Annotated in this window: 21 protein-coding genes, 1 tRNA gene and 1 pseudogene; 6 read left to right on the top strand and 17 right to left on the bottom strand. The window is 51.6% G+C overall.

Features of this window, described 5'->3' with window-relative positions:
• Positions 1 to 42 precede the first annotated feature (42 nt).
• Both A3842_RS07925 and A3842_RS07920 read right to left on the bottom strand, forming a co-directional pair.
• Positions 43 to 483 carry a DUF86 domain-containing protein gene (locus A3842_RS07925; protein ID WP_074086069.1) on the bottom strand — a complete coding sequence of 147 codons (441 nt, stop codon included), beginning with the start codon at positions 481 to 483 and terminating at the stop codon, positions 43 to 45.
• Between the two features lie 221 nt (positions 484 to 704).
• Positions 705 to 992, bottom strand: a complete 288-nt coding sequence (locus tag A3842_RS07920) for a Dabb family protein (RefSeq protein WP_074086068.1) — start codon at positions 990 to 992, stop codon at positions 705 to 707.
• A 201-nt stretch (positions 993 to 1,193) separates the two neighbouring features.
• Here A3842_RS07920 and A3842_RS07915 point away from each other — a divergent pair, with 201 nt between their 5' ends.
• Together A3842_RS07915 and A3842_RS07910 are read left to right on the top strand one after the other, a co-directional pair.
• Complete coding sequence (locus A3842_RS07915) at positions 1,194 to 1,778, top strand: helix-turn-helix domain-containing protein (protein ID WP_074086067.1); 585 nt, start codon at positions 1,194 to 1,196, stop codon at positions 1,776 to 1,778.
• A 296-nt stretch (positions 1,779 to 2,074) separates the two neighbouring features.
• Positions 2,075 to 2,881 carry an MBL fold metallo-hydrolase gene (locus A3842_RS07910; protein WP_143186202.1) on the top strand — a complete coding sequence of 269 codons (807 nt, stop codon included), beginning with the start codon at positions 2,075 to 2,077 and terminating at the stop codon, positions 2,879 to 2,881.
• 59 nt (positions 2,882 to 2,940) lie between these two features.
• Here A3842_RS07910 and A3842_RS07905 read toward each other — a convergent pair whose 3' ends face one another.
• The 9 genes and pseudogenes from A3842_RS07905 to rpmG all read right to left on the bottom strand — a co-directional run bounded on the left by A3842_RS07905 (position 2,941) and on the right by rpmG (position 9,575).
• Entirely contained in the window at positions 2,941 to 3,567 is a 627-nt protein-coding gene (locus A3842_RS07905) for a class I SAM-dependent methyltransferase (protein WP_074101008.1), read from the bottom strand.
• A gap of 14 nt (positions 3,568 to 3,581) precedes the next feature.
• The gene (locus A3842_RS07900) at positions 3,582 to 4,340 is read right to left on the bottom strand and encodes a GNAT family N-acetyltransferase (protein ID WP_074101007.1); all 759 of its coding nucleotides are present in this window, start codon (positions 4,338 to 4,340) and stop codon (positions 3,582 to 3,584) included.
• Between the two features lie 18 nt (positions 4,341 to 4,358).
• Positions 4,359 to 4,775, bottom strand: a pseudogene (locus A3842_RS07895) (DUF6157 family protein).
• 179 nt (positions 4,776 to 4,954) lie between these two features.
• Positions 4,955 to 5,224 (bottom strand): 30S ribosomal protein S14, encoded by a 270-nt coding sequence (rpsN, locus tag A3842_RS07890; protein WP_074101006.1) that lies wholly within the window; start codon positions 5,222 to 5,224, stop codon positions 4,955 to 4,957.
• 42 nt (positions 5,225 to 5,266) lie between these two features.
• Positions 5,267 to 6,340 (bottom strand): metal ABC transporter substrate-binding protein, encoded by a 1,074-nt coding sequence (locus A3842_RS07885; protein ID WP_074101005.1) that lies wholly within the window; start codon positions 6,338 to 6,340, stop codon positions 5,267 to 5,269.
• Positions 6,341 to 6,360: 20 nt separating this feature from the next.
• Positions 6,361 to 7,194, bottom strand: coding sequence for a metal ABC transporter permease (locus A3842_RS07880; protein WP_074101004.1), 834 nt, complete (start codon positions 7,192 to 7,194; stop codon positions 6,361 to 6,363).
• Positions 7,140 to 7,847: a metal ABC transporter ATP-binding protein gene (locus A3842_RS07875; RefSeq protein WP_074101003.1), complete on the bottom strand. Its 708-nt coding sequence runs from the start codon at positions 7,845 to 7,847 to the stop codon at positions 7,140 to 7,142. The genes A3842_RS07880 and A3842_RS07875 overlap by 55 nt, the downstream gene beginning before the upstream one ends.
• Before the next feature lie 306 nt (positions 7,848 to 8,153).
• Positions 8,154 to 9,359: a GTP-binding protein gene (locus A3842_RS07870; RefSeq protein WP_074101002.1), complete on the bottom strand. Its 1,206-nt coding sequence runs from the start codon at positions 9,357 to 9,359 to the stop codon at positions 8,154 to 8,156.
• A 66-nt stretch (positions 9,360 to 9,425) separates the two neighbouring features.
• Complete coding sequence (gene rpmG / locus A3842_RS07865) at positions 9,426 to 9,575, bottom strand: 50S ribosomal protein L33 (protein ID WP_074086058.1); 150 nt, start codon at positions 9,573 to 9,575, stop codon at positions 9,426 to 9,428.
• 199 nt (positions 9,576 to 9,774) lie between these two features.
• Here rpmG and A3842_RS07860 point away from each other — a divergent pair, with 199 nt between their 5' ends.
• From A3842_RS07860 to A3842_RS07850, 3 genes are read left to right on the top strand one after another with little or no spacing between them, the layout of a single operon-like run.
• Positions 9,775 to 10,815, top strand: coding sequence for a CobW family GTP-binding protein (locus A3842_RS07860; protein WP_074101001.1), 1,041 nt, complete (start codon positions 9,775 to 9,777; stop codon positions 10,813 to 10,815).
• Positions 10,812 to 11,801 (top strand): permease, encoded by a 990-nt coding sequence (locus tag A3842_RS07855; RefSeq protein WP_143186201.1) that lies wholly within the window; start codon positions 10,812 to 10,814, stop codon positions 11,799 to 11,801. The genes A3842_RS07860 and A3842_RS07855 overlap by 4 nt, the downstream gene beginning before the upstream one ends.
• Positions 11,802 to 11,831: 30 nt before the next feature.
• Entirely contained in the window at positions 11,832 to 12,707 is an 876-nt protein-coding gene (locus A3842_RS07850) for a TIGR03943 family putative permease subunit (RefSeq protein ID WP_074101000.1), read from the top strand.
• Positions 12,708 to 12,732: 25 nt separating this feature from the next.
• On the opposite strand, the gene A3842_RS07845 is transcribed toward A3842_RS07850, so the two are convergent.
• From A3842_RS07845 to A3842_RS07830, 4 genes are all read right to left on the bottom strand, one after another.
• On the bottom strand, positions 12,733 to 12,921 hold the full coding sequence (locus A3842_RS07845; RefSeq protein ID WP_074100999.1) for a DUF6954 family protein: 189 nt from the start codon (positions 12,919 to 12,921) through the stop codon (positions 12,733 to 12,735).
• A gap of 29 nt (positions 12,922 to 12,950) precedes the next feature.
• A complete protein-coding gene (locus A3842_RS07840) occupies positions 12,951 to 16,424 on the bottom strand; it encodes a PAS domain S-box protein (protein WP_074100998.1) in 3,474 nt (1,157 codons plus the stop codon).
• 107 nt (positions 16,425 to 16,531) lie between these two features.
• A complete protein-coding gene (locus A3842_RS07835; protein WP_256701579.1) occupies positions 16,532 to 17,536 on the bottom strand; it encodes a HAMP domain-containing sensor histidine kinase in 1,005 nt (334 codons plus the stop codon).
• Positions 17,537 to 17,592: 56 nt separating this feature from the next.
• Positions 17,593 to 18,309: a response regulator transcription factor gene (locus A3842_RS07830; protein WP_074100996.1), complete on the bottom strand. Its 717-nt coding sequence runs from the start codon at positions 18,307 to 18,309 to the stop codon at positions 17,593 to 17,595.
• Positions 18,310 to 18,476: 167 nt separating this feature from the next.
• Here A3842_RS07830 and A3842_RS07825 point away from each other — a divergent pair, with 167 nt between their 5' ends.
• On the top strand, positions 18,477 to 20,384 hold the full coding sequence (locus A3842_RS07825) for a serine hydrolase domain-containing protein (RefSeq protein ID WP_178382313.1): 1,908 nt from the start codon (positions 18,477 to 18,479) through the stop codon (positions 20,382 to 20,384).
• A gap of 110 nt (positions 20,385 to 20,494) precedes the next feature.
• Here the strand turns inward: A3842_RS07825 and A3842_RS07820 are convergent.
• Positions 20,495 to 20,578, bottom strand: a tRNA-Leu gene (locus A3842_RS07820).
• Between the two features lie 216 nt (positions 20,579 to 20,794).
• The gene (locus A3842_RS07815) at positions 20,795 to 22,024 is read right to left on the bottom strand and encodes a CynX/NimT family MFS transporter (RefSeq protein WP_074100995.1); all 1,230 of its coding nucleotides are present in this window, start codon (positions 22,022 to 22,024) and stop codon (positions 20,795 to 20,797) included.
• Positions 22,025 to 22,181: the final 157 nt, after the last annotated feature.

Below are 22,181 nucleotides of genomic sequence, written 5' to 3'. Positions count from 1 at the left end.
TGGTCACCTTTATATCGTTATATCCCAATTGCCGCTGTAACGTTACACTGGAGCCTGTGCGCCCAGCTCCTGATCCAGATAGCTTCGCACCTCGGCCGCAAATTGCTCCAGTGCCTCCGGCAACAGCGCGGCAAGCGGGTGAAGTGCCGTACGGTCCCATACATAGTAATCCTGTACCAATGGCTTGCGGAGCGCCACAAGCTGGATGAGCAAATCATATAGGCCGCTGCCGGCAAAAACCTTTTCCTCATGGATGATGGAAATAATGTCCTCGTAGCTTCCGGCATCACGCATAATGAATCCGTCAATCAAAGAGCTGCCTACATCGGTAACAACCTCGATCGCCAGATGCAGACATCTTTCCTGAACTAATCCCATGAATGTTCCGCCATCCCACGAGGCTGACGCTCCCCGCAGTCCGGTATTGATATCGGGTATCTGCCCGAGTATAGTTTCGATCTGTTTCCGGTTAACATAGTACACAGTAGACCCTCCAAGTCAGGTGATGTGGCAATTGAGCGGCTAGCAGAGTCCGGACTATTTCCCCCGTTTGCCACGGCGTTTCAGCCAGAACAGCATAATGATGCACGCGGCCAGAAAAACGACCAAATAGGTTAACGCTTCCATCGGGTATTCAAGCTCTCGCATAGACGTCACACCTTCCGGTATTTGATGGCGGTTGCCGCCTTATTCTGCATTCTCTCCTAGATTTCGTAATCCACGGCAAATGAGACTTCTTTGACCTCGTTGATGTGTGCTATGACTTCCTTATGAGCCGGATGCACCTGATACGCCTGTAAATCCTCCATAGAAGCGACTACCGTCACCAGCGCAATATCAAAAGAACGCTCAGAGTGAACGAGATCAGCCCCCACCTCGATGGAGATCAGCTGTGGAATCTTGCCTTCCATGTTCCGGAGCACCGCTACGGTTTCCTGGACTTTTTCCGGAGCACGGTCTTTTAATTTGAAGAATACAATGTGCTTAATCATCTATATCGCTCCCTGCGCCTTAAGTATTGTAAAATAGATTACTAAAAATATATCATACCAGCATCACTTCTGAAAGAAACTTAAGCACAGGCGGACCGCCAAGCATTTCACCCTGGACGAAAGTGTAACCGAAATGTTAAAGTCATATAAAGCCGAACCAGAAAATTTACTAAATTATTAAATCAGTATATCGGAGGAATTATGCCTAAGAATCAGCAAGAATCACATAAAATTCAGGCCTGGTCTCTGATCAACCGCAAATATCTTGGACAAGGTGTACGGGTCAAACGATTCCGCCGGCCGAAGCGCAGCCAGATCCGCAACCGCGTGCTGCTTGCCATTCTAATGGCTAAAGACATGAAGCTGTCCCGGCTTGCGGAAGAACTCTCCGTCTCTTCACGCAGCGTTAGCGCATGGGTCTATGAAGGACGTATTCCTTCCAGAACCAATCTGGAGAAGGTCTGCCGTATTCTAGGCTATCCGTCCCATATCTTGTTCAATGAGGCTCTTCTGCGGCAAAGTCCGATTGTATGCCAGCCGACGCCTTCACGCTTCATGAAAAGATCCAATGCCCATTCCCCCCAGAGTAATGTGATTCTTACGGGGCTGTGCATGGTATATGATTTTTCCGTTACGGATGTCAGCATTTGGATCGGGGTCCATCCCGGAACGTTCCGCAAATGGCTGCATCAATGCCACCTTCCTACACTGGCGCTGCAGGAAAAAGCCGAGAATTTCTTCCATATTCCGCGCCATATCCTGTTTGCTGACTGCGAACGGCGATAACAAGAAGAAAACGGCTTCGCCGTCTGTTAAAAAAGCTAATGCTCTCGAAGCAGGGATACTGCGATTCGCTTTCAGGTATCCGTTTCAGCGAGAAATCAACAAAGCCGCAAGCTACATACTGCAACTGCGCATAACTGCTTATTATACCATCACCAGGCCCTGCTTCCTTTGGAAGAGGGCCTTTTGGTGTTACTCCTGCTTCCTCAGCGTGAAACCTTTAATGTATATGTTAATAAAAGGTCATACTACAAGAAGACGTCCAGATTAATCTTCATAAAAACACAGGAGGTGCGCGGGTGGAATTGAATGGAATATTGACGGCCGGCCTGACCGACACTTGGGATGTAGCAGAGGGTGTAGCCGGTCTTCGGACATTATTTGTCAACGTTGTCTATATAGGTCATTCTGCATCAGATTGGATCCTGGTTGACACCGGACTGGGCAATTTCGCAGGGAGCATTCTGCAAACTTCCTGGGAGCGGTTCGGCAAGCCGCCGGCAGCCATTATCCTGACACATGGTCACTTTGATCATGTTGGCAATCTAAAGGAGCTTTTGGAGGAATGGAAAGGGGTTCCGGTGTACGCACATCGCTTGGAGCTCCCTTATCTCACAGGCTCCCGGGATTATCCTCCGGCTGATCCTGCTGTGGGTGGAGGCCTCATGGCAACCGTATCGCCGCTATACCCGCACAGGGGGATTAATCTTGGGGATGCTGTTCATCCGCTTCCGCAAAATGGTACAGTCCCTTACGCGGAAGGCTGGACTTGGGTGCATACACCAGGCCACAGCCCTGGCCATATTTCACTTTTCCGGCCTGACGACAAGGTGCTAATTGCCGGGGATGCCGTGATCACTGTCAAGCAGGAGTCAGCTTTTGCAGTCATCACCCAGCACAAGGAGCTGCACGGTCCTCCGGCCTATTTCACAACAAACTGGGTAGAGGCGGAGAAGTCCGTCCGCAAGCTGGCTCTCCTTGACCCGCGGATCGTAATGACCGGGCATGGACTGCCCATGTCCGTGCCCGAGCTGTCCACGGAATTCGCCCATTTATGCAAGACATTCAAGGAGCTATCCGTCCCCTCTCAGGGGAAATTCGTCTGATTCCCGGCGCGGCCTGTAAATAATATAGGGCCGCGCCCTGCTATGATTTACCTTCATCCTTATTTTCTCTTACGCGCGAGGATAGACCTCAATATGTACTCATGCGTCCCGCTTCCGGGGCTTGGCAGCGATTCAGTAAAGGTTCCCGTCTCCACAATCTCCACTGCGGCAAAATGCTCCCGCAAATCCGCATCGCTGAAAAAGTGGGCGTACTTCCCTTCCTTATATTCATATGTGCCTGGCTCCAGCATTATCCCGTGGCCATGGTTTGGGTCTTCATCGGAAAAGCTGGTGAAATACATCAGGCCTCCGGGCCGGAGCTGCGCAAGACTGGCGTCTATGAGCCGTCGGCGCTCTGCGGCAAGAAATAAATGAAGAACATCATAGCAATATACTGCATCTACCGTAATGTCCAGTTGAGGCTTCAATGCCGATCCTTCAATAAATCGGGTTCCACCGTCCCACGCTGCGGCAAGTTCCAGGGCAGCATGGCTGAGTTCTACCCCATAAGTGTCCATATCAGAGGAGAACACCTTGGTGTTGCGTCCATATCCAGCACCGGGAACCAAAACGGATTTTACTCCATGCTCAAGAAACCATGCTTTGGCCTGAAAAGCCGATGGACTGGGCTGATTCCCCCAGATCATACCCTCGCGGGCAAATCTTGTACTCCAATACTCTGACATACGGTTTTCTCCTCCTAATGCCGGCTCTTCACTCTGTACCAGTATTGATAAATTTCATGGTAGCCCAGCTTGTCATATAGTGCTGAAGCCCCTGCATTGGCCTGCACCACCTGAAGAAAAGAATGGGCCGCCCCCAGATTTTTGGCCCAGTTCAACAGGCTGCACAGCATTTCCTCCGCCATCCCCTGCCGGCGGAATGCAGGAGCTGTACATACATCATATAGTCCGATGTACCCGTGCTGGATAACACCGAGCCCGCAGGCCGCTGGCATCTCATCCTTTAGCAACAGGGCATATCCCTGCTTCAAAGAGGAAGCGGACAGCATTCTGCGCAGAGTATCCCGGCTTGCAGACGACAGATCTGTCATTCCCGCGAAAGCCTCCAGCCAGTCTTCTGTCAGTTCCTCCCAGATTCGGACATTGTACCTTCCAGCTGGAACGGGCAGATCCTGCAGATCCAGAGTTCTGACCGAAGAAGGCTCCACGATCTCGTAGCCCTGCTCAGCCAGACGTCCGTCCAGGTCTCCAGGCTGGATGAAGGGAGTGATTTTGAATACGGTGTTCAGCCCGGCTCCCGCATAATACTGCTCGGCGAGGCGGATTTTGTCCATGATTTCCAGTCCGCCCTGCTGGGCATCCAGTCCATATAGCGGATTTACTGAATTCGCACGTTTGGTGTAGCCTGCCGAGGTGCGGAGTATCCAGCCCTCCAGCAGCACACTTTGCTCTGCAGGCCAGGTATTTAGCGTGATCTCTTCAATATATTTATGCAAATTCGGTGCTCCTCTTTGTCATTTTTGGTTGCGCATCGCATTCAGCTGCCTGACGCAGCTCACGCTATCGGATGTGAAATGATCATACTCCGGGGACTCTTTGCCATACAGGGCGATTTTCCCCTCATGATTATAGTGGATACCCCAGCCATATCTTTTGGGCAGCATGGAGGCGCGCAAGCAAGGGTGGCTTTTGGAGAAAAGCTCAGTCCAGATCTACTCCTTATGCTCCGCTCTCTCCTGGTCAGGAATCTCCTTATGGCGCACATGTACCTCGTACAGCAGTTCTTCATGGGTATAAGTATAAGGCGACCCTGAGAGCAGCTCATACTGTATGACATGGACCGGCGGGTGCAGGCGTGCAGACACAGGAATAATACCTGTCTCGACCGGACAATCGACAGCTACACGGATGAACGTATCGGTATAACTCATGATCTGGCCTCCTTCAAGGTCGGTTACATTTGTCTACTATCATAATTCACCCTGCTTCATCAGGCAAAGCCTAACCGCCCTATATTTGGTAAAACCTTATATATACAGTAAAACGGCTATCTCTCCGCTTAAGCAGAGAAACAGCCGTTCTATCTGAAACGGGTATACAGTCGAACCGGTTACCAGCTTGATTTGGTAATGCCGGGGATTTGTCCTTTGAGCGCAAGCTCCCGGAAAATAATCCTTGAAACCTGAAACTTGCTTAGGTATCCCCGGGGTCTGCCGGAAACGGCACAACGGTTCTTTTGCCGGGTGGGTGACGAATCGCGCGGCAGCTTTTGCAGAGCCATATAATCCCCCTCTGCCTTCAGCGCTCTCCGTCTGTCAGCATATTCTGCTACAAGTTTCTGCCTCTTCATTTCTTTCACGATCTTCGATTTCTTGGCCATGCTGCTTCAACTTCCCCCTTCATAGGTGTATTGTATCTAACTCTATTCGTTCAACGCTGTCTTCAGCGCTTCGAGGTTCTTACGCATAATACTCAAGTAATCCAGATTGCTGCTGCGGTCCTCATCGGTCAAGCCTTCAATCGGATTGAGCACCGCGGTCTTGGCACCAATCTCCCGGGCGACCGTATCTGCGACACTGGATGATACCAGGGTTTCAAAAAAGATGGTTTTCACATCATGCGCCTTGGCGAACTCCACAATACCGGCTATTTGGGCGGCGGAAGGCTCCTGCTCTGGAGAAAGACCGGCGATTGGGACTTGCGTCAGGCCATACTCCTTCGCCAGATAGCCGAAGGCAGCATGCTGGGTGATGAAATCTTTGCGCTTTGTATCTTTCAGACCTTCCTTAAAATCCCGGTCAAGCTGCTCCAGCTTGGCGACATAGGCATCACTATTCGATTTGAAGGTTGAAGCATTCTCAGGAGAAGCTGCCGTCAAAGCGGCGGTGATCGTCTGAACCTCCTTGATGGCAAGGGAAGGTGCCAGCCAGACATGCGGATCAAGACCGCCATGGTCGTGGCCTTCATCGGTATGCCCGCCTTCTTCATCAGTATGTTCACCTTCTTCATGAGCATGATCATCTTCCGCTCCGGTGTGATCCTCTTCTTCCTCTTCCGAACCTTCCATAATATTCAGCCCTTTACTGGCTTCAACAGCAATCAGCGGGGTGCCGGAAGCACTGCCGATCACCTGCTGCGCCCAGCCCTCCATACCGGCACCGTTGTATACAAGCATGTCGGCAGCAGATATTTCAGCCATATCCTGAGCTGTTGGCTCCCAGTCATGCGGCTCTACACCTGCTGGAATCAGCGTTTCCACATCGGCCAAATCGCCGGCAATATTTTTGGTGAACTCATACATCGGGTAAAAGCTGACTTTGATGTCCAGCTTGTCAGCCTTGACATCGGTACCGGCGGCTGTCGGCTCTGTGCTTCCAGATGAAGCAGGGGCGGCACTTTCCGCATTGCTTGGGGTTTTGTTATTGTTGCAGCCCGCGGCAATCAGGGTTAGGGCTAGGGAAAGAACGGCAAGGTGACGGATTTTAAAACTCAGCATAGTGGGATCAAGCTCCTTTTTTATGTAGACTTACGGACATTGCGGCGTCTTCGGATTGCCAACAGCTTCTGAAAGGAGATGGCACCCAAAAGAAAGCATAATAAAATGAGGGCTATCGTACCTCCGGGCGGTGTGTTGATGTAATAAGAAGCGGTCAGGCCGCTGAAAACACCCGCAAGGCCAACACTGACCGAAATCAGAATGGCGGCGGTAAAACCGGATGCAATCCGCAGAGCGATGGACGCCGGAAGGACAATCAGCGCGGATACGAGCAATACGCCGACAACCGGCATAGCCGCTGCAACCGTCATGCCGGTCAGTACAGCAAATGAGAATGACAACAAGCCGGTATGAACACCGCTGATCGAGGCGGTCTCTTCGTCAAAGGTCAGGCTATAGAGCGGACGTCGAAGAAGAATAAAATACAATAGACCCACTGCAGCCACTATGGCTATCAGCCCCAGCTGGGTATTACTGACGGCGACGATGGAGCCAAACAGATAGGAGGTAAAGCTCCGGCTCAGGTTCTGTTTCAGACTCATCAGTACTACCGCCAGCGCAAGGCCGGAGGTCATTATGATCGCTACCGGAAGCTCACTGTATGTACGGTAAGAACGGCGGAGCTGCTCAATGACAAGGCCACCGGCCACAGCCACTGCAAATCCGCTGAGCGCCGGATTCAGCTGCAGCACTGAACCCAGCGCTACGCCGGCAAGCGACACGTGAGATAGCGTATCGGCCATTAGCACCTGCCTGCGCAGCATCAGGTATACACCCAGCAGCGGACCGATAATGCCGATCAGGCCCCCGGCCCAAAATGCGCGCTGCATGAATTCGTAACCAAGCATGTCCAGCCCTCCTGCTCTTTTCGTTCCAGACTAATCGTGGTGTCCAGATAGGGACTAGTCTCTTCAAGACCGTGTGTGACCATAATGACCGTCCGGCCGTGGTTGCTCACATAATGGCGCATCAGCTTATAAAATCCGGTGCGGCTCCCAACATCCATGCCTGTTGCCGGTTCATCCAGTACCAGTACCTGCGGCTGCTGGGCCAGTGCCCGTGCGATGCAGATGCGCTGCTTCTGCCCGCCGGACAGCTCCCCGATCCTGCGGTTCCGGTAATCCCACATGTCCACCTGCCGCAAACTCCGCTCCACAAGCTCCTCCTGCTCCTTCGTAAAACGTCCGAACAACCCCAGCCGCGGATAGCAGCCGGACCGGACCAGCTCGATGACCTTGCTCGGAAATCCGGCGTTGAAGGAAGCGACCTGCTGCGGAACATAGCCGATGACAAGCTTCCCTCCCTCCGTCATCTCTTTGTTAAGAGAAACGGTTCCGCTCCAAGGGCGAAGCAGACCGAGCAGAAGCTTGAGCAGTGTGGTTTTGGCTGCTCCGTTCGGACCGGTGATCCCGATAAACTGCCCGGCTTCAATATCGAGCGACAGGTTGTCAATGACCGGTTCATGTCCGTAACCGAACACCACATCCTTCATGGATGATAAAATCACGGCGTATCCCCTCCCTTTATAACTTCGCGTCTGTTTCGGACGGGTTTATTCGTAATAATTACGTATTAACTCCAATGATATTATCGTAATAATTACGATTTGTAAATACAAAATGAATAATTAATCGTAATAATTATGATTAGAGTCACTAACCATTGATAAATCAACGTCATATTTCGCCCGCTCTACTGGTCAGGTTATTCTCATACAAAAGAGCCGGAATCACAGATTCATGATCCCGGCTCATTCTATGACTTCAAGCTCCAGCTCTAGATTCCGCTCCCATTGGGAGTGGTTTAAGTCTGCTTACTCCAAGGCTGCAACCCTTTCCCCGGCTGGCCAAGGCAGCGGGTTATTGAAGCTACTCCAATCCTGCTGCATCTCAACGGTGGTCAGCAGGCATCTGTCCAGCCGGGCTTCAATATCCGCCCGGTTCATACCGATGCCAATAAATACGACCTCATTCATGCGGTCGCCCCAGCGCCCGTCCCATCTGGCTGTCATATCGGGCTCCGTGGCAAGTACTTCAAGCTGCTGCTCCTCAGGCAGCGTTGCCAGCCAGTAGCCTGCAGGGCCGAACTGGATCGAGGGCCCCGCCTGGCTAATCGTTGCGGCAAGATCACCTTTGGCCGCCAACCATACCAGCCCCTTGGCCCGTACCACTTCTTCCGGCCAATTGCTGAAGAAGAAGCTTAGCCGCTGCGGATGAAAGGGCGCTCTGCGGCGGTACACAAAGGAACCAATACCGTATTCTTCCGTCTCCGGCGTATGCTCCTCCTTGTTCAGCTCCGCAATCCAGCCGGAGGACATGCTGGTTCGTTCGAAATCGAACCGTCCTGTATTCAGAATCTCTTCGGGATCAACCACACCATTAACCGTACGGATGATTTTCGCGGCAGGTTGTAGTCTCCGCAGCACAGATTCCAGCTTGTTCAGCTCCCGCTCCTCCACCAGATCACATTTATTCAAGAGCAGGACATCACAGGTTTCAATCTGATCGATAAGCAGATCGACAATATCGCGTGCATCTTCTTCGCCGGCAACAGTTCCACGGTCAATCAGGCTGTCGCCCGAAGCAAAATCATGCCAGAAGCGGTTGGCATCGACTACGGTAACCATAGTATCAAGTCTGGACAGAGCGGTCAGATCAATATCTAACTCAGGATTGGCATAGGTAAACGTCTGGGCTACAGGCACAGGTTCACTGATGCCGGAGGACTCGATCAGAATATAATCGAAACGCCCCTCTGCCGCCAGACTCTGCACTTCACGCAGCAGGTCATCGCGCAGCGTGCAGCAAATGCAGCCATTGGACATTTCAACCAGCTTCTCCTCCGTCCGGGAAAGAGTGTTGCCTGATTTCACCAGGCCCGCATCCACATTGACTTCACTCATGTCATTCACAATTACGGCCACCTTCAGGCCGTCCCGGTTGTGAAGGATGTGATTAAGCAATGTAGTCTTGCCTGAGCCCAGGTATCCGCTGAGCACGGTAACAGGAATGGGGTTCATAGGTTATCTCCTTAATCTCGCCTGAGATGTTATAGGTTTACAGCTTGTCTTACAACGATCCGTAGATCATCGGGTCTCACGGTGCAGCGTAACCCGTTTCAGACGGGGGCTGTATTTCTTCATCTCGATTCGGCCCGGCTGAGTCTTCTTATTCTTGGTGGTGGTGTAATTGCGGTCGCCGGTTTCTGTACAGGCCAGTGTCACGATAACTCTCACTAACATCAGCTCCTTTATATTTAATCGTAATCTTTACGATTTACACATTCTACAGGTTTGTTCTGCTCAATGTCAACAGCAATCCCAAAAAATTTCAACTCTCTTAGATTTGTGGTCTTTCTGGCAGATCCATTACGTATAGATGGAATTATGAAAATATGATTCTTGCAATAGCAGGAATGTAGCGGGAGGGAGAAACATGAAGATACCGGTAATCATCCTGAGCGGATTTCTGGGGAGCGGCAAAACAACTCTGCTGCTCACGCTGCTTAAGGCGAGTAAAGCAAGAGGTCTGAATCCCGGCGTTGTAATGAATGAACTGGGTAAAAAGGATGTCGATGGCTACATTCTGCAGGAGCATGGCGGCACCATTGTGGAAAAGCTCCTGGACGGCTGCGTCTGCTGCAGCCGCAAGGAGGAACTTCCAAAAACGCTGGGCCTGCTGCTCTCACGTCGGCCGGATGTGATCTTCATCGAGCTTACCGGCGTTGCCGATCCCGAGGAAATCGCCAAATCACTGCTGGAACCTTCGCTTAGCGAGCGGCTGAAGCTGCACTACTCCATAACCGTGCTGGATGCGGAGAATGTGCTGGAATATGGCAGCCGCTTCTCCGCCGACAAGCAGCTTGTACGGACACTGCGCCGCCAGCTGTCCAGTGCTGATCTGATTATTGTCAACAGGAGCGATCTCGTGGAACCGGAAACCCTATGGCGGATTGAAAAAATGGCCAGCCGTCATAATGCAGAATCCGAAATTGTATTTACACATTACAGCGAAATCAATCTCACTCCGCTGCTGGCAGGGATCATCCCCCGTGAACAGCGTACTTCAGGACCACAGCGCGGGCGCAGTGATATGAACGGCACCACACTTAAGCGGATGAATAGTCTCCACGGCGGACAAGGAGCAACCGCTGTGCAGGAACCGGAATCTGCCCAGCAGGCCTCGTATTCGCAAGTAGCTGCGGTGACACTGACCTTTCCGCCAGAAGCGGCAAGCGGAATCCGGATGGAGCAGCTTGAGGGCTTTTTCCGTGAATGGGGAGACAGCCTGGTGAGAGCCAAGGGGCATGTCCGGCTCGCCGGGCAGGACGGGGTCCAACTGGTCCAATACGCAGGAAACCGCTGCACTTGGGAGTTCTCGCGCTATCCCGGCCAGCCTTATCTGGTATTCATCGGACTACATCTGGACGAGAAGCAGCTGACAGACCGCTGGTCCGCCTTGTTCCAGCAGCCTTGAGCACCCTTTCACCGCTCAAAATGCTGCCCCTGCTGATTCCTGCCGCTTTCCTGATTACAGCGGGTGTCCTCTGGCTTCCGGGTCACCCGCGGATGCTGGACAATGCCTATACCGTAGCTTTCAAAACCGGATTTATCGGCATTTTGCTGGAAGCATTGCCATTTGTCCTTCTGGGCGCGCTACTCTCTTCGCTTCTCCGTGTATTCGTACCGGATGAGATGATCTCACGCTGGATTCCGCGGCGGCCGGTCCCGGCGATCCTGTTCGGCTGCCTGCTTGGCATTCTTTTCCCTGTATGTGAATGCGGGATGATTCCGCTGGTCCGCCGCCTGATGCACAAAGGGATGCCGCTATACGTGGCCATCGTCTTCATCCTGTCGGGTCCAATCCTGAATCCAGTGGTCTACGGGGCTACATTGACGGCCTTCCGCGCCCATCCGGAGCTGGCTTATGCTCGGATGGGACTGGCCTTTCTCGTGGCCTTCGTGATCGGTTTGGTGGTGTATGCCACCGTCCGCAAATCACCGCTCCGGCTCTCGATCAGCCGGGAGGGCGGAGAAATCCATGAGCGCAGTACGCGCGGCGGCAAACTGGTTGCTGTATTCGTGCATACGTCGGAGGAGTTTTTTGAAATGGGCAAATATCTGATTATCGGGTGTCTGCTCACCTCTGGCATTCAGACCTTCATGGATCAAGGCAGCCTGGCCGCCATTGGCGGGAAGCCGCTGGGCTCCTATCTGTTCATGATGGGGCTCGCGTATGTGCTCTCGCTATGCTCAACCTCGGACGCCTTTGTTGCCTCCACTTTTCTGCATACATTTCCCAGCGGCTCCCTGCTTGCCTTTATGGTGCTGGGACCGATGCTCGATTTCAAAAACTCGCTGATGCTGCTCTCGCTATTCAAGACCAAATTTGCTTTTTATTTGTTTTTCCTGATCTTTTCAGCTGTGTTTATCACTTCCGTTCTAGCCTCGCTGTGGCTATGATACCCTCAAGAACGTTCAGGAGGTCCGCATATGAATGACTCCCGGAGCATCCGGATGCACTATGGATTCAGGTCGCTGGTCCTGCTGCTCTTCGCGCTCTATATCGGGCACCTGGTTCAGCAGGATGCGCTGCATTACTATGTCGCCCCCAAGCTGGCACGCTGGATTCGCCTTTGTCCGGTACCGCTGGCACTGATGGCGCTAAGTCTCGGAATCCAGGCGTTATTCGGCAAAAGCACGCTGCTCTGCGACTGTGAGCACCGCCTGCCGCGATCCGGACTGGGCAGCGCTATGCTGTACAGCCTGTTTTTGTTCCCGCTGCTGTTAGGCTTCCTGCTTCCCGACCGTTCGCTAGGCAGCGAGGCAGCGGCCAAGAAAGGTATCGCCTTATCCTACATTGCCGAGGAAGCCGCTGAGCATGTGAAATTCAATGCCGCAAGTCCTTACCTGGAGGAGTTCGCCGAGCTCGCCGGGAAGCTGTATGCGCAGCCTGTAATCCAGGTGTATCCGGAGATTTTTTCGGAAACCCTGGGAGCTATCGACTTGTACAAACCGCAATTTGAGGGCAAATCGATAACTGTGACCGGATTTCTATATCAGGAGAACGGAAAAGGGGCCAAAAAGGCGTTCGCGGTTAGCCGCTTCCTGGTGCAGTGCTGTACGGCAGACGCAACTCCCCTAGGCATCCTCCTTGATCCCGCAACGCAAATAAGCCTGCCGGCCGATACCTGGATTGAGGTTCGGGGCAAGCTTCATATGTCGTTTTATCAAGGCAAGGAAGTCATAAAAATAATACCCGATAGCATTGTTCCGGTTCCGTCCCCCTCCACTCCCTATGTCTATACCAATGCTGACTCGGTGGCAACCTGGGCTGAGATCCACGAATCCGGACACGTGGCTAAATAACCGCAGCCTTTAAAATCTTCACGTGTCAACGCCTGCGCAGCCTCTTCAGGATGATCCGCAGCCAGACTGTAATCGCCGCATAGATCACAAGAACCACGATTAGGGTGAGCGTCCGCTCTTTGGCGGAGCCGTCGGCGAACAGCACCGGACCGAGGCCGAAGAATGTGGTCAACAGATACAGTATTGCAAACAGCCCATACACAAGCCCTCTCATTCACAAGCCCCTTTTCAAAAAAACACACCTTATCTATGGATATGGGCGGACCATTCCCGCAGCACTCTATCTACTTCAGCCGGTGAGATCGGCTTGGAGATAAAGTCCTGCATACCTGCTCTAAGACACAGCTCCTTGTCCTCTTTGCGGGCAAAAGCTGTTGCAGCAACAATAACCGGAGTCTGCCCCATTTCGTGGCGAATGATGCTGGTCGCTTCAATCCCGTCCATGAGCGGCATTTGAATATCCATGAATACCAGATCATAATGATGCGAGCGCACCGCTTCAACAGCCTTCTCGCCGTTCAACACCACATCGGCGCAATATCCGCGCTTTTTGAGGTAGGCCTGAAGCAATTGCAGATTCACCGGGTGATCTTCAGCAATCAAGATAGACAACGGACCGTATTCACCCTCCGAGGAGGTTCTGTCCCCTGCATTCTTCTCATTACGCGTATCAGTTGGACTTATGGAGAGTTGATCATAGGTAAGTTCCGACAGCGGCAGGAAAACATGGATAGTGAAAAAGAATTCCGCCCCTTCTCCTTCGCTGCTGTCTACACCGATCATTCCGCCCAGCAGTTCCACCAGTCTTTTGCTGATCGCCAGGCCAAGTCCTGTGCCGCCATACTTGCGGTTGATCGAGGGGTGAAGCTGGGAAAAGGACTGAAACAGCAGCCCCTGGCTGCCTTGCGGAATGCCGATTCCTGTATCTTTCACAGTGAATTTAACAACCAGATCACCGGTATCGGCAATGGATTGCAGCTTCGCAGTAATGTGAATTTCGCCCTCTTCGGTAAATTTCACTGCATTGCCGAGGAGATTCACCAGAATCTGGCGCAATCTGGCCTCATCCGTCACCACAAGTAGCGGTAAATCCGGGTCCAGCTCAGTATGAAGCAGCAGGCCCTTTTCCTTGACTTTTGGATAAAACAGCTCGGTCACATTCTGAAGCACCTGGGACAGATCTACTGTCTGCAGATCCAGCGTCATCATCCCGGCTTCAATCTTGCTGAAATCCAGCACCTCGTTCAGAATATGCAGCAAGGTCTCGCTGCTTTTGTTGATAATTTGTGTGTAGTATTCCTGCTCTTCATCAAGCTCAGTTCCAGCCAAAAGATCCGCCATGCCAATGATTCCGTTCATCGGCGTACGCAGCTCATGGCTCATGATTGCCAGGAATTCCGACTTGGCCCGGTCTGCCTGCTCCGCTGATTCCTTTGCCCTTACAATAGCCTTTTCTTCCGTAATGTCCCGGAAGACGACAACCGCGCCCTTCCGTTCCCCATGATCAAATATTGGAGACATGCGGTATTTCACCAGGAAGCTGGAACCGTCCTGTCTCCAGAACACCCCTTCCTTGTCCTCGTATGAGAGATAGCTTGCGAGGGAGTCCGATAGCGACCTCCGTCCGCTGGTATACGGTTCGGCGTCCAGCCATGTCTGTTCCACGGTATGCAGCTTAATATTCCTCGCCAGTTCACCTGGCTCATACCCCAGCATCGTCGATGCAGCCGGATTAATAAACATCGTTTCGCCCTCAAGATTCATACCAAAGATACCTTCGGAGACCGAATTCAGAATCAGCGCATGCTCATAGCTGAGCTTCTCAATCTGCTGCAGATGGCGTTTGCGTTCTGTGATGTTACTGGTAATACCGAACACACCCACGACTTGGCTGTTCACCATAATCGGCACATAGATCACGCTGACCTCAACCGGATAACCTCCCCTGTGGATCAGTCTGCTCTCAAAGGTCTGAGGTAATCCTTGCGCTGCCTGCTCAAAACGTTCCTGGGCAAAATCCAGCTCTTCCGGGTCAATAATCTCGCTGTAACTGGAATGCAGAAGACTCCCGCGCGGATAGCCGCTCAGTTGCTGGAGACTGGCATTCAGTGACTGGATATGCCCATCCAGATCCATCGCACTGATCGCGGACGGATTATACTCAAACAGGGATTTATAACGGTTCTCACTTTCCAGCAGCTTCAGTTCATATTGCTTGCGCTCGGACACATTGCGGGTGACACAGACCATTTCGGCCATGCCACCCGGGCCTGCACTGATATGGCGCAGCGTCGTTTCCACCCATAAGTAAGAGCCATCCTTGCACAAGAAGCGGAAATTGATTGGCTCCAGCTTGCTGCCCTCCATGCTCTTCTGCAGATAAGAATGAACTCTGTCAACATCATCCGGATGAACGTACTGCATGCCACTCGAGCCTTCCAGCTCCTCTGGTGTGTAACCTAGCATAGGCTGGCAAACTGGCGATGCATACAGGTAAGCAGCCTCGCTGTCCGTGGTATTCCGGGAGATAAAATCCAATGAATTCTCAGAAATCAGCCGGTAGTTCCGCTCACTCTCACGAAGCTGCTCCTCCATCCGGTAGCGTTCGGTGATATCCTGTACAATCCCATTCACCTGTAAGGTTTTACCTGCTGTATCCAGCACGACTTCCCAGTAGGTATAAATAACCCTGCGCTCGCCCTTCTCGTTCTCAATTCTAAACACATATTGACCATTAACCCCGGACTTCAATGTCTTGTGCAGCTCCACCCGCAGCTGCGCCAGGTCCTCTGGAACCACGCGGGCTAACAGCTGCAAATAATCAATATGGCTGTGCGTGCCAATTTCGCCATTTTCGCACATATCAAAAATTAACCGCAGCTGTTTCGAAACGGTCATTTGCCTGCTTGGGGAATCCCATTCCCATGAACCCATCTGGCCCAGCGCCTGGGCAGTTGCCAGCATATTCTCATATTTCTTGCGTTCTGTGATATCACGGGCAATAGTCAGTACCTGCTCTACATTCCCATCGCTGTCACGCATCACCTGAAATGAATTTTCGAGCCACAGATAATGCCCATCCTTATGCCGGGCCCGGCGGGTAAACACATCACTGTCGGAATATGCCTTCCCGTGCTCAGTCATTTCTATCACATCTTCTTCATGATAGAAATCCGGTCTTTTCCTGCCGATCACCTCTTCCATCGGGTAACCAAGCAGCTTCTCAACGGATGGAGACACGTAGCGTACCGTTCCGTCCGCATCCGCAAAGGAAATCATATCCGGTGTATTCTGCGTAATCAGATTATAGAGCAGCCGGTCCTCCTCAATCTTTTTCTCGGCGAGCTTACGGCTTGTAATTTCCGTCAATTCGGCGATTAGGTGAAGAGGATCACCGGTAGTCTCATCAAACGTTAAGAAAATATGTAATGCAATCCAAATGATCCTGCCGTCCTTGCGCACAAAACGTCTCTCTTTATTTACAGCCGCACCGGGACTGCGCAGCAAATATTGCATGATCATATCATGATCAGCAGCAGGCTTATCCTCCGGGTACGCAATATCCAGGTAACGGAGATTCATCATTTCTGCTTCCGAATACCCGAACATACTGCAGAGCGCGGGATTCGCCATAATCATGGTACCGTCTTTCGTGGAGACTACTGCGAACCCTATAGAGGACCGCAAAAATAGATGCTTAAAGAGTATGTCGGTCAAGTGATAGAGCCTCCTCTGTGAAAGTGGGGACTGAAACTAATCCTAGTATACCTTTTTTTCGGAAAAGATGCTTCTGGTGTAACAGTCTCGTTTTTGACTCCCGGTGCTTACTCCCCGGCACTGAGCTTTTTGCAGACAACCAGCTCAAATACGGTCAAGCCGTTCCGGTTATCAAGTCTTAGCACACCTCTGTGCAGCTCCATGATTTGCTTGGTGATAGCCAGCCCCAATCCGGTTCCCCCATCTCCCGGCCGGGCCGCATCTCCACGTACAAAGGGCTCAAAAATTACATCCTTCAGCTCATCAGAGATCCCAACACCGTTATCCTGAACCGTTATCACTACTTCATCAGCCAATTCTTCAAGTGCGATAAAGACCTCTGTACCCTCAGGGTTATGCAGGAGAACGTTGGACAGCAGGTTACCTATGGCTCTACCCATAAGAGCAGAGTCATAATTGGCCAATACCTCACCCGGGGGTATATCCATTTCCATAGCCATACCCTTTTCTTCAAAGGGATCATAATAATCAGCCGCAATTTTTCTCAGCAATTCTGCTAGATCTCCCTGCTCCAACAACACAGGATAGTCCGTACGCTCCAGCTTGGAAAGTCTAAACAGATCATCAATCAGCTCAGTGACCAGAGTTGCCTTATTGTACATGAGCTGCAGATACCGCTCTTTCTTTTCCTCATTATCAACCAGCCCCAGCTGGAATGCCTTGGCATAACCCTGTATGGTTGTTATCGGTGTCTTGAGATCATGGGACAGATCGGCCAGCATCCGTTGCTTGCCTTCCTGCAGCCTGCGATTCTCCTTCTCCGCCTGTTCCAGGGACTCCGCCATTTCATTAAACCGGTGCTGAATTACCGAGAACTCATAATCCCCCGTTATAAGGAGACGCTCGTTATATTGTCCCTTGCCCATTCTCTCTATGGCTTCTGCGATATGCTCCAGTGGCCTGGTAACCCGTTTCGCCGTCCAGAGGCCGTATATGTAAATGCTCATGCCAAACAGCGCAAGCAGCAGAAGCAGCATGGGTAATGTCAGCTCAATAGTCTGGCTGTTCAAGTCAATAACCAGCATCAGGAAGACTACAACAACCAGCCCCAAAGTAAGGGCAAAATAAACATAGGATCGGATCAGCTTGGAGATCAGCTTTGTTTTTTTCAGCGGAAATCATCCTTTTTGGCAAACTTGTACCCCAGTCCCCGGATCGTGCGAATGTACACGGGCTGCTTCGGAGCTTCCTCCACCTTATCGCGCAATCTGGAGATGTGGACCATAATGGTGTTGGCATCCTCATAGTAATGTTCCGACCAGACCTGCTCAAACAATTGCTTCTTGGTAAAAATGCGCCCCGGCGCGTTCATAAACGTGGACAGCAGCTTATATTCGATTGCGGTCAACGGTATCTCCCGCCCTGACTTGTATAACACGCAGTCCCCATGGTCAAGCGTCAGCTCACCGATACTGCTCTGCGCCGGAGGTTCCTGACCAAGTGCTGCCGGTTCATTTAAGTCATATGTACGCCTAAGCATTGCATGAATCCGGGCCACAACCTCTAAGGGATTAAACGGTTTGGAGATGAAATCATCGGCTCCAAGACGAAGGCCAAGAATCTTGTCACTATCCTGATTCTTGGCAGACAGCAATATTACCGGCAGCTTGTACTCCGTGCGGAGCAACTGCAGCAATTGAACACCGTTAAGCTCAGGCATCATAATATCAAGCACGGCAAGATCAACGGGCTCCTGCTGAATGCATGCCCATGCTTGAGCGCCATTATAGGCTTCTATAACGCGCAGTCCTTCCTTTTCCAGAAAAAGTCTCAACAGCTCTACAATTTCCGGGTTGTCATCGACGAGCAGTACCGTTCGCTGCACATCCCAACCTCCTCATTCATCCAGCTTCCATGACCATTAGTTTATCATATCCCGGGCTGTTTTCAGCGATTTAAGGTTATTGTAAGATTGGCGACATGGCTCTGAAAGAATGCTCCCTTATTCTTATTCCAGAAGACTTGCACATATCTGTCTGGGAGGTTCTGATAGTGAATTTGAAATCTGTAGTAAGTATTTCTGTTATGGTGTGGATGAGTATTTTCGGAGGGGTGTCTGCTGCGCAAGCAGCCAGCGGAGATGACGCAATGACGCAGGAACGACTGGAAGCGACTCTGACTCCGCTCCTCAGCGGAATCATGAAGGCCGATCATATTCCAGGCACTGCTGTCGTAGTGACGAAGGACAATCGCATTGTATTCAGCAAAGGCTATGGCTATGCCGATATGGAGAAGCAGATTCCTGTTAATCCCGCTCAGACAGTTATGCGGATCGGCTCGCTCACCAAGTCCATCACGGCAGCAGCAGCCATGCAGTTGCAAGAGCAAGGGAAGCTGTCCATGGATAAGAATATTAACACCTATCTCACCAGCTTCAAGGTGCCCCTCTACAAGAATCACCCCATTACCCTGCACCAGTTGTTGACTCACACGGCTGGCCTGGATGAAGCTATCTATCATCTGGCAGCGCAATCACCGGACAAGGTTATACCGGCTGGGAGTTTTTTGCGGCAATATCTCGACAAGCAACCTCCTGTTCGGGAGCCTGGGACAGAATATGCTTACAGTAATGCCGGAGTGGGGCTTGCCAGCTTCCTCATCGAACAGGTGACGGGAGGCACGCTTGAGACTTATATGAAACATAGCTTATTCGATCCTCTTCAAATGCCAAGTGCCAGCCTGCTGCATCAGGAGAACGACAGGAACATGGCCAAATCCTATCAGTATCAGAAGGGAAAGTATCAGGAAATCCCCTATTCTTACTTGAATCTGCCGGGGGCGGGAGCCCTCAGTGTGATACCCGATGAATGGGCTCACTACATGATGGCTTTGTTGAACGAAGGAGGCTACCGGGAACAGCATATTCTAAAACGGACCAGCATAAATGAAATGCAGGCAAGGCAGTTTACAGAGCATCCGGATGTGGAGGGCGTAGGCTACGGCTTATTTCGAAACCGCTTAAAAAGTGGCCTGCTTTCTCTGTCGCATACTGGCGACATCGATGGCTATTCTGCCAAGATGGAGCTTATACCCAAGTATCGACTTGGTATATTTGTTGTGAGCAACGCAGTCTCATCAGGAAAGCCTCTTCGCGATCAAGTGACAGATGCCATTGTCCGCCTGCTGCCGGAGGAACAAAAACAGGCTGCTCCAATTGTCTCTACCCCCTCCCCCGATCTGGAGCAATATGTGCGGACATACACCATCGGTCTGGGGCCTCAGCATGGCTGGGGCAAATGGTTTAGATGGCTGGGCGGAAGAAACTTTGAAGTGCAAAGCACCGGGAAGTCGCTGCTGGTTAATGGAGTCTTTCCCGAAGGAACTGGATCGGAGCAAACCAAAACCTATATTCCTGCAGGAACAGGATTGTTTCGTGACAAGGACAGCGGAGACTTCATCTGGTTCCATCGACAGCACGGCCCCTGGAAGCTGACCTTTATCCAAGGGGTAACCATTAAGGAAGAGCCGCCGTTTGTACAGCAACCCTCCACCCTCCTTGCCGTCTACGCAGGTGTTGGCTTGTTGTGGATCTTCATCACAATTATTGCTCTGGCTCGAAGCCTGCTGCGATTGATGCTGCGCAAGAGACCACACGGTCCCGGACATGTGGGATGTATCGCGGCAGTCTTTTCAGTCTTCCTGATAGGCCAATTCCTGTATGGGAACTCACAAGTAATGACATTCGGATACCCGGCATGGTATGCCTGGGGCTTCTCCTCTCTGCCTTTTCTTGCTTCCGCCGCTGCGATCGCCCTTGCTGTTAGGACTGCGAGCCTCCATCGTTCGAATCCTGCTCAGCACCGGCTTGTTATGTACGGCCGTTATTTGCTGGCACTCATGAGCTTTGGTTATACTTTTTTCTTATTCTATTGGAATATGCTCTCCATTCATTTTTCTTGAAGAACAAGATCATGCCCATGCTCAAGTCATGAGCAATAGCTTAAGTCTCCAATCCACGTAAAAAAGGTCCGTAATTGCCTAAGCAACTACGAACCATATTTGTAAGGTGATGCGGTCAAGAGGACTCGAACCTCCACGATATTGCTATCACTGGCACCTGAAGCCAGCGCGTCTGCCAATTCCGCCATGACCGCACATTATGAACTTCAGCGTTTTGATCGCTGTATATAAGACTATACTCTCTTTGCCAATCAATTGCAAGAGAATTTTGTTGCAGCTTATGGAGCAAAGAACGAATATCTTACTAAGCTAAAGTGGATAGCGAATTCTGGACTGCATTACACAAGATATCACTTGGTCTTCATGGATGCCATTGATTATAAAATTATCACAGGTACACTTTACTGAGTTTATCTTTTGTCGCCCACAAAACGGCTACTGCCCGCTCCAAGTCCTACTATGAACAATAAAATGCTTGCCACAACGAGTAATGCCAGCGGCACGTTCCAGCTATGGGTCACGTCATGCAGCAGTCCGAAGAGGGCGGGACCCATTGCAGCAAGCAGATACCCCACCGATTGGGCCATACCGGACAGCCCGCTGGCTTCCTGTGTGCTGCGGGTCCTCAGACTGAAAAACATCATGACGAGGCCGAAGGCAAACCCGCCGGCAATTCCTATGCAGATAGCCCAAACTGCCATCCAGCCACTGCTGCCCAGCCATACCCCGAGAATTCCAATCATAAAAAGAATGGATGTAATGAGCACCAGGCTGCGCTGGTTTTTCATTTTGCCCGCCCAAAGGGGCACGAAAAAAGTAAACGGCAGCTGGGCCAGCTGCATGAGAGAAAGAATCCAGCCCGCATGGCTGGAGGTCATCCCCCGTTCAACCAATATCACGGAAAACCAGGCAATCAGCACGTAATACAGCAGCGATTGCAGCCCCATGAACAGGGTAACCTGCCAGGCTAGCGGAGACCGCCAGAGCTGAACGGAGGATTGCCGTTTACCCTCACTGCCGCCCCTCGTCATATTCCGCATCTGAGGAATCCAGAACAGGGTCGCCAGCGCGGCCACCACAAACCACATCGCCAGAGTCCCCCGCCAGCCGAATCCGGCATGCTGTGCCAGCGGGACGCTGATGCCTGAGGCAGCAGCCGCACAGATATTCATGGATAGGGTATAAACCCCAGTCATAAGTCCGATATTCTCCGGGAATCTTCCCTTGATCAGTCCCGGCAGCAGTACATTGCAGACGGCGATGGACAACCCGATTATCGCTGTGCCTGCGAACAGCATGGCCGTTCCCGAACCCGAGCGGATCAGAATGCCCATGGATAAGGCCAGCATGGCCAGCACAAGAACATTGGCGGTGCCAAACCGCAGGGCCAGCTGTGGCGCAAAAGGTGACAGCATAGCAAATGCCAGCAGCGGCAACGTGGTAATCGCTCCCGCCAGTGTATTTGACAATCCCAGATCATCACGGATCATGCCCAGCAATGGTCCAACGGAGGTGAAGGGAGCCCGAAGAGCCGCAGCGACGCAGATAATCCCCACGATCAGCAGAATACGGCTGGCTTCCTTGTCCGGCCGGGCCTTGCCCAGTTCCGGTAATGCAGCATCTTGATGTTTTACTTTCATGTTGTCCTCCCGATTGCAGTCTTTCACCCTTACACCCCAAAGGCTTGTCCAGGTAATAAGGCTGTTCTATGTAATAATCACATTGTTACATTATATCCCCTCCAAGAATGCTCTGCACAAATTTTCCGGCAAAGTTTCTGCCATACACAATAAAAAA

It is taken from the genome of Paenibacillus sp. P3E, from assembly GCF_001909045.1.
GTDB lineage: Bacteria > Bacillota > Bacilli > Paenibacillales > Paenibacillaceae > Paenibacillus_AQ > Paenibacillus_AQ helianthi.
The sequence above is the reverse complement of the archived record's forward strand: the minus strand, read 5'-3'. Positions and strand labels throughout refer to the sequence as shown.

Excerpts from the sequence above, each read along its gene's own strand:
- A3842_RS07860 (WP_074101001.1), top strand. The coding sequence starts at position 9,775 with ATGAAGATACCGGTAATCATCCTGAGCGGATTTCTGGGGAGCGGCAAA.
- A3842_RS07850 (WP_074101000.1), top strand. The coding sequence starts at position 11,832 with ATGAATGACTCCCGGAGCATCCGGATGCACTATGGATTCAGGTCGCTG.
- A3842_RS07920 (WP_074086068.1), bottom strand. The coding sequence starts at position 992 with ATGATTAAGCACATTGTATTCTTCAAATTAAAAGACCGTGCTCCGGAA.
- A3842_RS07915 (WP_074086067.1), top strand. The coding sequence starts at position 1,194 with ATGCCTAAGAATCAGCAAGAATCACATAAAATTCAGGCCTGGTCTCTG.
- A3842_RS07845 (WP_074100999.1), bottom strand. The coding sequence starts at position 12,921 with ATGAGAGGGCTTGTGTATGGGCTGTTTGCAATACTGTATCTGTTGACC.
- A3842_RS07870 (WP_074101002.1), bottom strand. The coding sequence starts at position 9,359 with ATGAACCCCATTCCTGTTACCGTGCTCAGCGGATACCTGGGCTCAGGC.
- rpsN (WP_074101006.1), bottom strand. The coding sequence starts at position 5,224 with ATGGCCAAGAAATCGAAGATCGTGAAAGAAATGAAGAGGCAGAAACTT.
- A3842_RS07815 (WP_074100995.1), bottom strand. The coding sequence starts at position 22,024 with ATGAAAGTAAAACATCAAGATGCTGCATTACCGGAACTGGGCAAGGCC.
- A3842_RS07905 (WP_074101008.1), bottom strand. The coding sequence starts at position 3,567 with ATGTCAGAGTATTGGAGTACAAGATTTGCCCGCGAGGGTATGATCTGG.
- A3842_RS07885 (WP_074101005.1), bottom strand. The coding sequence starts at position 6,340 with ATGCTGAGTTTTAAAATCCGTCACCTTGCCGTTCTTTCCCTAGCCCTA.